Source organism: Pseudomonas sp. Van50 (assembly GCF_055390755.1).
The window spans coordinates 4773073-4785680 of record NZ_AP024343.1 but is presented as its reverse complement, the minus strand read 5'-3'; the positions used below and the strand labels follow the sequence as shown (position 1 = coordinate 4785680).

Here is a 12608-nt window from a genome sequence, read left to right as displayed (position 1 = left end):
TTCATATCAGACCGCTACCAGCACGATGGCGCCGATAACCAGCACGGCGCCAGCCGCCATGGAAGCCGCATACCAACGCAGTTGACCGGTCTCGGTACGGCTCAAGGCGGTGTGACCGCCCTTGGCCATGCGCGGGATCAGGCCAATGGTCTGGTCGAGCGGGTCTTTGCGCAGAATGTGGCTGATCGCAAGGTATGGCTTGACGAACAGTTTGTCGTAGATCCAGTCGAAGCCCCAGGCGGCGAACCACCAGGCCGAAAGGAACCGCCCGATGCCGCTGTTGGCGACCGCCGTGACGAAACGACGCTTGCCCAGGAACAGCAGGGCGGCCAGCAGGATACCCGCCAGGGCGATGGCGCCGGAGGCAATTTCCAGGCTGTGCTTGGCTTCGCCGCCGGCATGGCCGACGCTTTGCGGCAGCACATCGGCCAGCGGTGGGGTGATCAGGGCGCCGACGAAGGTCGACAGCACGATCAGCACCGACAGTGGCAGCCAGTGGGCAATGCCGTGGCCGGCGTGGGCTTCGGTCTTGGCTTCACCGTGGAACGCGATGAAGATCAGGCGGAAGGTGTACAGCGAGGTCATGAACGCACCCACCAGGCCGGCATAGAGCAGGCCCTGGTTACCGCTGGCGAACGCTTCCCAGAGGATCTCGTCCTTGGAGTAGAAACCGGCGGTGACCAGTGGCAGGGCCGCCAGGGCCGCGCCGCCGACGATGAAGCTGGCGTAGGCCAGCGGCAGTTTTTTCCACAGGCCGCCCATCTTGAAGATGTTCTGCTCGTGGTGGCAGGCCACGATCACCGCACCGGACGCCAGGAACAGCAGGGCCTTGAAGAAGGCGTGGGTCATCAGGTGGAAGATCGCGCCTTCCCAGGCACCAACGCCCAGGGCCAGGAACATGTAGCCGATCTGGCTCATGGTCGAGTAGGCGAGGATGCGCTTGATGTCGGTCTGCACCAGGGCGGCAAAACCGGCCAGCACCAGGGTCACGCCGCCAACAATGCCGACCAGGTGCAGGATGTCCGGCGCCAGGGCGAACAGGCCGTGGGTACGGGCGATCAGGTAGACACCGGCGGTCACCATGGTCGCGGCGTGGATCAGTGCCGAGACCGGGGTAGGACCGGCCATCGCGTCCGCCAACCAGGTCTGCAGCGGCAGTTGCGCGGATTTACCGACGGCACCGCCCAGCAGCATCAGGGTCGCCAGGACGATCCAGAAGTCACCGACCTTGAAGTGCTCGGGTGCCTTGACCAGCAGTTCCTGGATATTCAGCGTGCCCAGTTGCTGGAACAGGATGAACAGGCCGATGGCCATGAACACGTCGCCGATTCGGGTCACGATGAACGCCTTGAGTGCGGCGTTGCCGTTGTTGCGGTTGCTGTAGTAGAAACCGATCAACAGGTACGAGCACAGGCCCACGCCTTCCCAGCCGAAGTACAGGAACAACAGGTTATCGCCGAGCACCAGGAACAGCATGCTGGCGATGAACAGGTTGGTGTAGGCGAAGAAGCGCGAATAACCGGCTTCACCGCGCATGTACCAGGACGCGAACAGGTGGATCAGGAAACCCACGCCGACCACCACGCCGAGCATGGTCACCGAGAGGCCGTCCAGGTACAGGGCGAAGTTCGGCGTGAAGCCTTCCACCGCCATCCACTGCCACAGCACTTGCACGTACCGGCCACCTTCCGGCGGGGCGACGTTGAATTGCCAGATCACGTAGGCCGTGACGATGGCAGACAGGCCGATGGAGCCCACGCCAACCAGCGCAGACAGGTTTTCCGACCAGCGTCCACGGGAGAACGACAGCAGCAGGAAACCGACAAGAGGAAATATGAAAGTCAGGAAGAGAAGGTTCATCCGCGCATCTCGCTGGCAGCGTCAATATCGAGAGTGTGGAAGCGGCGATACAGCTGCAACAGGATCGCCAGGCCGATACTGGCCTCGGCGGCTGCCAGGCTGATCACCAGGATGAACATGATCTGTCCATCCGGCTGCGCCCAGCGAGCGCCCGCGACGATGAAAGCCAGGGCGGAGGCATTCATCATGACCTCCAGGCTCATCAACACGAACAGAATGTTGCGGCGGACCATCAGGCCGACCAGACCGAGACAGAACAGGATGCCGGCAACCGCCAGGCCATGTTCGAGAGGGATAGCAGGCATGTGATTACTCCTTCGCCTCGTTACGGCCCAAATGGAACGCCGTGACGGCTGCGGCAAGCAGCAGCATCGAGGCGAGTTCGACCACCAGCAGGTACGGACCGAACAGGCTGATGCCCACGGCCTTGGCGCCTACGGTGGTGTGGCCGATGGCCTGGCCGCTCTGGTGAGCGAACAGCACATACAGCAGTTCACCCAGCAGCAGGGCGGCGAGAATCACCGGCCCCGCCCAGATGCCCGGCTTGAGCCAGGAGCGTTCCTGCTGGACCGCGGCCGGGCCGAGGTTGAGCATCATCACCACGAACACGAACAGCACCATGATGGCGCCGGCGTAGGCGATCACTTCCAGGGCACCGGCGAACGGCGCGCCGAGGGCGAAGAAGGTCATGGCCACGGCGATCAGCGAAATGATCAGGTAGAGCAGGGCATGTATGGGATTGGTGTTGGTGACCACACGAAGCGTGGACACCACCGCGATACCCGATGCGAAATAGAAAGCGAATTCCATCTTTCTTCCTTAAGGCAGCAAGCTCTTCACGTTGATCGGTTCGGCTTCATTCTGCGCGGCGCCTTTTGGCTTACCGGCAATGGCCATGCCTGCAACACGATAGAAGTTGTAATCAGGGTTTTTACCGGGACCGGAAATCAGCAGATCTTCTTTCTCGTACACCAGGTCCTGACGTTTGAACTCGGCCATTTCGAAATCCGGCGTGAGCTGGATCGCGGTGGTCGGGCAGGCTTCCTCGCAGAGGCCGCAGAAAATGCAGCGCGAGAAGTTGATGCGGAAGAAGTCCGGGTACCAGCGACCGTCTTCGGTTTCAGCTTTCTGCAACGAGATGCAACCCACCGGGCACGCCACGGCGCACAGGTTGCAGGCCACGCAGCGTTCCTCGCCGTCGGGGTCGCGGGTCAGGACGATGCGGCCACGGTAACGGGGGGCCAGGTAGACCGGCTCTTCCGGGTATTGCAGGGTGTCGCGCTTGCGAAAGCCATGGCCGAAGATCATGACCAGGCTTCGCAGTTGGGTACCGGTACCCTTAACGATGTCGCCAATATATTTGAACATGGGTCAAATCCTCACTGAACCGCGGCCGCAGGCGCGTTCATCAAAACGATCGCAGCGGTCACCAGCATGTTGATCAGGGTCAGCGGCAGGCAGAATTTCCAGCTGAAGTCCATCACCTGGTCGTAGCGTGGGCGCGGGATCGAGGCGCGCAGCAGGACGAACAGCATGATGAAGAACGCGGTCTTCAGGGCGAACCAGACGAAGGACAGTTGCGGCAGGATGCCGAACGGACCGTGCCAGCCACCGAAGAACAGCGTCACCAGCAGCGCCGAGATCAGGATGATGCCGATGTATTCACCGACGAAGAACATGCCCCATTTCATGCCGGCATATTCAATGTGGTAACCGTCGGCCAGTTCCTGTTCCGCTTCCGGCTGGTCGAAGGGGTGACGGTGAGTCACGGCCACGCCAGCGATGAAGAAGGTACAGAAACCGAAGAACTGCGGAATGATGAACCACAGGTTCTGGGCCTGGTACTCGACGATGTCGCGCATGTTGAACGAGCCGGCCTGGATCACGATGCCCATGAGCGCCAGGCCCATGAACACTTCGTAGGACACGGTCTGGGCCGAGGCCCGCAGGCTGCCCAGCAGGGCGAACTTGTTGTTGCTCGACCAGCCGGCGAACAGCACCGCGTAGACCGACAGGCCGGCCATGGCGAAGAAGAACAACAGGCCGATGTTCAGGTCCGCCACGCCCCAGGTCGGGGTGATCGGGATGATCGCGAAGGCGATCAGCAAGGCGCTCATGGCCACGACCGGTGCCAGGGTGAAGATCACCTTGTCGGCAAACGGCGGTGTCCAGTCTTCCTTGAAGAACATCTTGATCATGTCGGCGGCGATCTGGAACATGCCGAACGGGCCGACGCGGTTCGGACCGTAGCGGTCCTGCCACCAGCCCAGCAGGCGACGTTCGACGAAGCTCAGCAACGCGCCGCAGACCACCACGGCCAGCAGGATCACGATGGCCTTGAGGACCGTCAGGATCACATCGATCACTTCAGGGGTGAACCAGCTCATTGCGCTGCCTCCTGCAGACCGTCGACGGTTTTGCCGAATATCGCCGGTGGAATACCCGCCAAACCGGCCGGCAGGGCCACCAGGCCGGCGCCCAGTTCTTCATTGATGCGCAGCGGCAGACGCAGGGTCTGGCCGGCCACGTTCAGGCTCAGCAGGGCACCATCGTTGACGCCCAGGCGGTCGGCTTCGGACTTGGCCAGCGCCACGTAGGCATCCGGGATGCGTTCCTGCACCGGTGCGGCCTTGGAAGAGTTCTCTTCGCTGCCGAACAGGTGATGGAACGGCACGACCTGCCAGGTGCCCGGTGCCGGGTTGAAGGCGCGTGGCACGCTGGCGAACCAGCTCAGGCCATCGCCCTGGCTTTCGATCAGGCGAGTGCCCGGGTCGCCAGCACGCAGGTGACCACCGACTTCGTCCTGGAACTTGTTCCAGGCTTGCGGCGAGTTCCAGCCCGGGGACCAGGCGAACGGCACTTGCGAGCGCGGTTCGGTGGAGCCCGAGTAGCCTTCCATGGAGAACGAGAACGCAGTGTCGTTGTCCTGGGAGGTCCGTGGTTCGTGGACGCTGATGTCGGCGCGCATGGCGGTGCGACCGGAGTAGCGCAGCGGTTCGCGCGCCAGTTTCAGGCCCTTGATGCGGAACGAGGCCGATGGCGCGGCATCGACGATGCGAGCCAGTTGCGGGCTGCTCGAAGCGACGGCGGCGGTGACGTGGTCCAGTTGCGTCCAGTCGATCGGCTGGTCCAGCAGGGTGGCGCGCAGGGCATGCAGCCAGCGCCAGCCTTCGTGGACCAGGATGCTGGCGTCCAGGTAAGTCGGGTCGAACACCTGGAAGAAGCGCTGGGCGCGGCCTTCCTGGCTGACCAGCGTACCGTCGCCTTCGGCGAAGCTCGCCGCCGGCAGCACCAGGTGGGCACGGTCGGTGGTGGCGGTTTTCTGATGGTCGGCGACGATCACCACTTTCGCGGCGTTCAGGGCAGCATCCACCCGGGCTTTGTCGGTGCGAGTGTAGAGATCGTTTTCCAGCACGACGATGGCGTCGGCACTGCCGTCGATCACCGCTTGCAGGGCCGCGTCCACCGATTCGCCACCGAGCATGGCCAGGCCGAGGCTGTTGGCTTCCGGCACGATCAGGCTGAGGGAACCGTTCTTCTCGCGCAGCTTCAAGGCCTTGGCGATGTTGGCGGCGGCTTCGATCAAGGCCTTGGAACCCAGGGAGGTGCCGGCGATGATCAATGGGCGCTTGGCCGCCAGCAGGGCGTCGGCGATGCGTTGGGCCAGGGCGGCCGCTTCGCTGTCCAGGCCGTCGACGGCCGGGGCGCTGGCGTCCAGGGCGTGGGCCACGGCGAAACCGATGCGGGCCAGGTCGTCGGGCGCGGCGTGGACGCATTCTTCGGCGACGTCGTCGAGCTTGGTTTCAGCGAGGCTGGCGATGAACAGCGGGTTCAGCGCGTGCTGGCCGATGTTCTTCACGGCGGCGTCGAGCCATGGCTGCACGCGCATGGCGTCGGCCATGTCCTCGGCCTTGCCCTTGACCGATTGGCGCAGGGCCAGGGCCATGCGGGCGGCGGTCTGGGTCAGGTCTTCGCCAAGGACGAACACCGCGTCGTGGTCTTCGATGTCGCGCATCGTCGGCACCGGCAGCGGGCTGTCCTTGAGCACTTGCAGCACCAGGCGGATGCGTTCCAGCTCGCCGGCTTCGATGCCACTGTAGAAGTGCTCGGCGCCGACCAGTTCACGCAGGGCGTAGTTGCTTTCCAGGCTGGCCCGTGGCGAACCGATGCCGACGATGTTGCGCCCGCGCAGCAGCTCGGCGGCCTTGTCCAGCGCTTCGTCCAGGCTCAGCTTGGCGCCGCCCGCCAGCAGCGGTTGGCGTGGGCGATCCGTGCGGTTGACGTAGCCATAGCCGAAACGGCCACGGTCACACAGGAAGTACTGGTTGACCGAACCGTTGAAGCGGTTTTCGATGCGCCGCAGTTCACCGTAGCGCTCGCCCGGGGAAATGTTGCAGCCGCTGGAGCAGCCATGGCAGATGCTCGGCGAGAACTGCATGTCCCACTTGCGGTTGTAGCGTTCGGAGTGAGTCTTGTCGGTGAACACACCGGTCGGGCAGACCTCGGTGAGGTTGCCGGAGAACTCGCTTTCCAGGGTGCCGTCTTCGACGCGACCGAAGTACACGTTGTCGTGGGCACCGAACACGCCCAGGTCGGTGCCGCCGGCGTAGTCCTTGTAGAAACGCACACAGCGGTAGCAGGCGATGCAGCGGTTCATCTCGTGGGAGATGAACGGGCCCAGTTGCTGGTTCTGGTGGGTGCGCTTGGTGAAGCGATAACGGCGCTCGTTGTGGCCGGTCATCACGGTCATGTCTTGCAGGTGGCAGTGGCCGCCTTCCTCACAGACCGGGCAGTCGTGAGGGTGGTTGGTCATCAGCCATTCGACGACGCTGGCGCGAAACACTTTCGCTTCTTCGTCGTCGATGGAGATCCAGCTGCCGTCGGTGGCGGGGGTCATGCAGGACATGACGATCCGACCACGCTTGTCGTTTTCGTCGGTGTACTGCTTGACCGCGCACTGGCGACAAGCGCCAACGCTGCCAAGGGCGGGGTGCCAGCAGAAATAAGGAATGTCGAGGCCCAGCGACAGACATGCCTGTAACAGGTTGTCTGCGCCATCGACTTCGAGCTCTTTGCCGTCTACGTGGATAGTGGCCATGGTTCAAAGTTCTTCGTTGGCCCGGTGTCAGCGGGCGTGGCTAATGGAATCTTGTTGTTCGCGTGAATCAACACAGCCGCTTACGGCGTCATCACACGAGAAGACGAAGGGCACGGACCCTTCGCCTTTTTAAGCGTTTACGCGCCGACTACGATCGGCTTTGCCAGAGGCGGGACGACGGCGCTGGTGGGCGCGATGCCGGCTTCGAACTCTGGACGGAAGTATTTGATGGCGCTGCCCAACGGTTCCACGGCACCCGGTGCGTGAGCACAGAAGGTCTTGCCTGGGCCGAGGAAACCCACCAGACCCAGCAGGGTCTCGATGTCGCCGGCCTGGCCTTCGCCGTTTTCAATGGCCCGCAGCAGCTTGACGCTCCACGGCAGGCCATCGCGGCAAGGGGTGCAGAAACCGCACGACTCACGGGAGAAGAACTCTTCCATGTTGCGCAGCAGCGACACCATGTTGACGCTGTCGTCCACCGCCATGGCCAGGCCGGTACCCATGCGGGTGCCCACCTTGGCGATGCCGCCGGCGTACATTTGTGCGTCCAGGTGTTCCGGCAACAGGAAACCGGTACCGGCGCCGCCGGGCTGCCAGCACTTGAGCGTGTAGCCGTCGCGCATGCCGCCGGCGTAGTCTTCGAACAGCTCGCGGCCGGTGATGCCGAACGGCAGTTCCCACAGGCCAGGGTTCTTGACCTTGCCGGAGAAGCCCATGAGCTTGGTGCCCATGTCTTCGCTGCCGTCGCGGGCCAGGGATTTGTACCAGTCCACGCCGTCGGCAATGATCGCCGGCACGTTGCACAGGGTCTCGACGTTGTTCACGCAGGTCGGCTTGCCCCACACGCCCACGGCGGCAGGGAAGGGCGGCTTGGAGCGTGGGTTGGCGCGGCGGCCTTCCAGGGAGTTGATCAGCGCGGTTTCTTCACCGCAGATGTAGCGCCCGGCGCCGGTGTGGACGAACAGCTCGAAATCGAAGCCGCTGCCCAGGATGTTCTTGCCCAGCAGGCCCGCGGCCTTGGCTTCTTCCACGGCACGGTTCAGGTGCTTGGCGGCGGTGGTGTATTCGCCGCGCAGGAAGATGTAGCCACGGTAGGTCTTCAGCGCACGGGCGCTGATCAGCATGCCTTCGATCAGCAGATGGGGCAGTTGCTCCATCAGCATGCGGTCCTTCCAGGTGTTGGGTTCCATTTCATCCGCGTTGCACAGCAGGTAGCGGATGTTGATGGATTCGTCCTTGGGCATCAGGCCCCACTTCACGCCCGTGGGGAAGCCCGCGCCGCCACGACCTTTAAGGCCGGAATCCTTCACGGTCTGGACGATGTCGTCCTGGGCCATGTCGGTGAACGCCTTGCGCGCGGCGGCGTAGCCGTTCTTGGCCTGGTACTCGTCCAGCCACACCGCTTCGCCGTCGTCACGCAGACGCCAGGTCAGGGGATGGGTTTCGGCCGAACGCTGGATGCGGTTGGCGGGCCCGAAGGAAGTCAGGGTCATACGTAGCCCTCCAGCAGTTTGGCGACGCCATCAGGCTGGACGTCACCGAAGGTGTCGTCGTCGATCATCAGCGCCGGTGCCTTGTCGCAGTTGCCCAGGCAGCACACCGGCAGCAGGGTGAAGCGGCCGTCGGCGGTGGTCTGGCCCAGGCCGATGCCCAGCTTGCTCTGGAGCTCGCCGACCACCGATTCGTGGCCGCCGATGTAGCAGACCATGCTGTCGCAGACGCGAATGATGTGACGGCCCACTGGCTGGCGGAAAATCTGGCTGTAGAAAGTGGCGACGCCTTCGACGTCGCTGGCCGGGATGCCGAGGATCTCGCCGATGGCGTAGAGCGCGCCGTCGGGCACCCAGCCACGTTCCTTCTGGACGATCTTCAGGGCTTCGATCGACGCCGCGCGCGGGTCTTCGTAGTGATGCAACTCGTGCTCGATGGCCGAGCGCTCGGTTTCGCTCAGGGCGAAACGGTCAGTCTGGATAAGCGTGCTGTTCATGCTTAGCGGTCCACGTCGGCCATAACGAAATCGATACTACCCAGGTACGCGATCAAGTCCGCGACCATGCTGCCTTTGATCACCGAAGGGATCTGCTGCAGGTGCGGGTAGCTTGGGGTGCGAATCCGGGTGCGGTAGCTCATGGTGCCGCCGTCGCTCGTCAGGTAATAACTGTTGATGCCCTTGGTCGCTTCGATCATCTGGAAGGACTCGTTGGCCGGCATGACCGGGCCCCACGAAACCTGCAGGAAGTGCGTGATCAGGGTCTCGATGTGCTGCAGCGTGCGCTCTTTGGGCGGCGGCGTGGTCAGCGGGTGATCCGCCTTGTACGGGCCTTCCGGCATGTTGCGCAGGCATTGGTCGATGATCTTGATGCTCTGGCGCATTTCCTCGACACGAACCATGCAGCGGTCATAGGCGTCACCGTTGGCCGCCAGCGGTACTTCGAATTCGAAGTTTTCGTAGCCGGAGTAGGGGCGCGCCTTGCGCAGGTCGAAGTCGCAACCGGTGGAACGCAGGCCGGCACCGGTGACGCCCCATTCCAGGGCCTCCTTGGTGTTGTAGGCGGCGACCCCGATGGTACGACCCTTGAGGATGCTGTTCTGCAGGGCGGCCTTGGTGTATTCGTCCAGGCGCTTGGGCATCCACTCGACGAAGTCCTTGACCAGCTTTTCCCAGCCGCGCGGCAGGTCGTGGGCCACGCCACCGATGCGGTACCAGGCCGGGTGCAGGCGGAAACCGGTGATGGCTTCGATCACCGTGTAGGCCTTCTGGCGGTCGGTGAAGGTGAAGAACACCGGCGTCATCGCCCCCACGTCCTGGATATAGGTACCCAGGAACAGCAGGTGGCTGGTGATGCGGAAGAACTCGGCCATCATGATGCGGATGACGTCGACCTTCTCCGGGACCTTGATCCCGGCCAGTTTCTCCACCGACAGTACGTACGGCAGGTTGTTCATCACGCCGCCGAGGTAGTCGATACGGTCGGTGTACGGGATGAAGCTGTGCCAGGACTGGCGCTCGGCCATTTTCTCGGCGCCACGGTGGTGGTAGCCAATGTCCGGCACGCAGTCGACGATCTCTTCGCCGTCCAGTTGCAGGATGATGCGGAACGCACCGTGGGCCGAAGGGTGGTTCGGGCCCAGGTTGAGGAACATGTAGTCCTCGTTGGCGCCCGAACGCTTCATGCCCCAGTCTTCAGGCTTGAAGCGCGCGGCTTCTTCCTCGAGCTGTTGCTTGGCCAGGGACAGGCTGAACGGGTCGAACTCGGTGGCACGGGCCGGGAAGTCCTTGCGCAGCGGGTGACCTTCCCAGGTCGGCGGCATCATGATGCGGGTCAGGTGCGGGTGGCCGGGGAAGTCGATCCCGTACATGTCCCACACTTCACGCTCGTACCAGTTGGCGTTCGGCCAGATGCCGGTCACGGTCGGCACGCTGAGGTCGCTCTCGGACAAGGCGACCTTGATCATGACGTCACTATTACGCTCGATCGACATCAAGTGATAGAACACGGTGAAGTCGACGCCGTCGGGCAGCCCTTGACGCTTGGTGCGCAGGCGCTCGTCCACGCCGTGCAGGTCATAGAGCATGACGTACGGCTTGGGCAGGTTGCGCAGGAAAGTCAGGACTTCGACGAGTTTGGCGCGGGCGACCCAAAGCACCGGCATGCCGGTACGGGTCGGCTGGGCGGTGAACGCCTCGGGGCCAAAACGGTTGTTCAGTTCGACGACCACATCCTGGTCGTCTGCCTTGTAAGGCGGGATGTACAGAGCACTGCCTGTAGTCATGGTTATTTATCGCTTTCGGTCAACGTAAAGAATGAAGCCAGGTTCTCGTTTCTTGTACAGAGCAGAGCTGGATCAGACTTCGTCGGGGCTGCGCAGGTTGGTGACTGCGATACGCTGTTCGCGGCGCTGTTCCTTTTGCGACGGCATCTCGGCGCGATAGACGCCTTGATCGCCAACGACCCAGGACAGTGGGCGACGCTCCTGGCCAATCGACTCCTGCAACAGCATCAAGCCTTGCAGGAAAGCTTCAGGGCGAGGCGGGCAGCCGGGCACGTAGACGTCCACGGGCAGGAACTTGTCCACCCCTTGAACGACAGAGTAGATGTCGTACATGCCACCGGAGTTGGCGCACGAACCCATGGAGATGACCCACTTGGGCTCGAGCATTTGCTCGTAGAGACGCTGGATGATCGGCGCCATCTTGATGAAGCAGGTACCGGCGATAACCATGAAATCCGCCTGGCGCGGCGATGCCCGGATCACCTCGGCGCCAAAGCGCGCGATGTCGTGGGGCGCCGTGAAGGCGGTGGTCATTTCCACGTAGCAGCACGAAAGGCCGAAGTTGTACGGCCACAGGGAGTTCTTGCGACCCCAGTTGACCGTGCTGTTCAGCACGTCTTCGAGCTTGCCCATGAAGATGTTTTTGTGGACTTGATCTTCTAACGGATCGGCGACGGTTTCCCGCTTGCCAATCGGATACTGCTCGTTAGGAGCATCGGGGTCGATCCTGGTGAGATTGTATTGCATTGCCAAAGCCTCATTGTTTCAGCTTCGCTTGCCGCTTGCGCCGAGCTTCCGGAGCCCAATCAAGTGCCCCCACCCGGTAAAGGTAGACAAGACCTGCCAACAGAATTGCTATGAAAACGAGAGCTTCGACGAATCCGGTCCAGCCGCTTTCGCGGACGGACACAGACCATGCAAAGAGAAAGAGGGCTTCGATATCGAAGATCACGAACAGCATCGCGACCAGATAGAATTTGGCTGAGAGCCGCAAGCGGGCGCCACCGGTAGGCAGCATGCCGGACTCGAACGGTTCATTTTTGCTGCGGCCCCAGGCTTTTGACCCAAGCAGGCTCGACACACCGAGCATGAAAGCACACAGGCCAACAACGCCCAGAAGGAAAATGGCAAAGCCCCAGTTGTGGGCCATGAGTCCTGTCGCTTCGGACATGCTGGAAATCCTTAACAGAGAGCAAAGGTCTCTGAGCTTGAATGAAATAACGCAGTGACGATATGTCGCAGCAATCAATCGCGGTGATTTTATGGCTAAACACCGGGCAAGTAAAATTCCTATAGCGAAATTATTTATTGGAATAAGGACATAGCGCGCCTCCAGGACCCTGCGGCCCCGGCCCCGTGGGCGTTGGCCGGTTATTCATCAATAATATTTCGTGCGGAATGTAACAATGATAACGACTTTCAAATGATAATTATTATTATCTGTGCCGGCCTTTTCTACAGTGCACTTAGTGTCGTGTCTGAGAAGCTGTCTTAATCGTCGCTACTGCAATTGTCAGCGTCGGACGTTTTACTCCTTTTCGGACTGCCCAATACTGCGTTCGATCAATTTTTCTATCGGCGCATCGAAGGGAAGGGCTCGGTGAGGGGTGGATCTGCATGAGGGACTGCTCCCGTGGGAGCCAGGCTTGCTCGCGATGTCGGCAATGCGGTCCCGAGGCAGACCGCCTTGTCGTTCATCGCAGCCAAGCCTGGCTTCCACAGGTGCAGGCTTGCTCTTACAGCGTAGGTGGCTTCAAAGAAAACGGGTAAAAAAACCTCGGCCATCAGATCGAGGTCGCTCAGCCGAGCCCATCCAGAAACTGCGCCCGGGGCATTGGAGCGTCCAACGAAACCGCCGTGCCAGCAAAAAATCGGC

General features: G+C 62.1%; 11 protein-coding genes. All 11 read right to left on the bottom strand.

From position 1 onward, the window contains the following. Nucleotides 1–6: 6 nt before the first annotated feature. The 11 genes from nuoL to ACZ5M5_RS20150 all read right to left on the bottom strand — a co-directional run bounded on the left by nuoL (nt 7) and on the right by ACZ5M5_RS20150 (nt 11903). Nucleotides 7–1860 carry an NADH-quinone oxidoreductase subunit L gene (gene nuoL, locus ACZ5M5_RS20200; RefSeq protein WP_060741544.1) on the bottom strand — a complete coding sequence of 618 codons (1854 nt, stop codon included), beginning with the start codon at nt 1858–1860 and terminating at the stop codon, nt 7–9. Continuing rightward, nucleotides 1857–2165: an NADH-quinone oxidoreductase subunit NuoK gene (nuoK, locus tag ACZ5M5_RS20195; RefSeq protein ID WP_003180046.1), complete on the bottom strand. Its 309-nt coding sequence runs from the start codon at nt 2163–2165 to the stop codon at nt 1857–1859. Before nuoK ends, nuoL begins: the two co-directional genes overlap by 4 nt. Before the next feature lie 4 nt (nt 2166–2169). Further along, entirely contained in the window at nt 2170–2670 is a 501-nt protein-coding gene (nuoJ, locus tag ACZ5M5_RS20190; RefSeq protein WP_060741545.1) for an NADH-quinone oxidoreductase subunit J, read from the bottom strand. Nucleotides 2671–2679: 9 nt separating this feature from the next. After that, nucleotides 2680–3228, bottom strand: a complete 549-nt coding sequence (nuoI, locus tag ACZ5M5_RS20185; RefSeq protein ID WP_003180051.1) for an NADH-quinone oxidoreductase subunit NuoI — start codon at nt 3226–3228, stop codon at nt 2680–2682. A gap of 11 nt (nt 3229–3239) precedes the next feature. Beyond that, complete coding sequence (gene nuoH, locus ACZ5M5_RS20180; protein WP_092196998.1) at nt 3240–4247, bottom strand: NADH-quinone oxidoreductase subunit NuoH; 1008 nt, start codon at nt 4245–4247, stop codon at nt 3240–3242. Further along, the gene (nuoG, locus tag ACZ5M5_RS20175) at nt 4244–6958 is read right to left on the bottom strand and encodes an NADH-quinone oxidoreductase subunit NuoG (RefSeq protein ID WP_464737883.1); all 2715 of its coding nucleotides are present in this window, start codon (nt 6956–6958) and stop codon (nt 4244–4246) included. Before nuoG ends, nuoH begins: the two co-directional genes overlap by 4 nt. Before the next feature lie 137 nt (nt 6959–7095). Further along, on the bottom strand, nt 7096–8451 hold the full coding sequence (nuoF, locus tag ACZ5M5_RS20170) for an NADH-quinone oxidoreductase subunit NuoF (protein ID WP_060741547.1): 1356 nt from the start codon (nt 8449–8451) through the stop codon (nt 7096–7098). Further along, nucleotides 8448–8945 carry an NADH-quinone oxidoreductase subunit NuoE gene (nuoE, locus tag ACZ5M5_RS20165; RefSeq protein WP_053123206.1) on the bottom strand — a complete coding sequence of 166 codons (498 nt, stop codon included), beginning with the start codon at nt 8943–8945 and terminating at the stop codon, nt 8448–8450. Before nuoE ends, nuoF begins: the two co-directional genes overlap by 4 nt. Before the next feature lie 2 nt (nt 8946–8947). Further along, complete coding sequence (gene nuoC / locus ACZ5M5_RS20160; protein WP_060741548.1) at nt 8948–10732, bottom strand: NADH-quinone oxidoreductase subunit C/D; 1785 nt, start codon at nt 10730–10732, stop codon at nt 8948–8950. 72 nt (nt 10733–10804) lie between these two features. Continuing rightward, nucleotides 10805–11479, bottom strand: a complete 675-nt coding sequence (locus ACZ5M5_RS20155) for a NuoB/complex I 20 kDa subunit family protein (protein WP_030141322.1) — start codon at nt 11477–11479, stop codon at nt 10805–10807. A 10-nt stretch (nt 11480–11489) separates the two neighbouring features. Continuing rightward, nucleotides 11490–11903, bottom strand: a complete 414-nt coding sequence (locus tag ACZ5M5_RS20150; RefSeq protein WP_003203367.1) for an NADH-quinone oxidoreductase subunit A — start codon at nt 11901–11903, stop codon at nt 11490–11492. Nucleotides 11904–12608 lie beyond the last annotated feature (705 nt).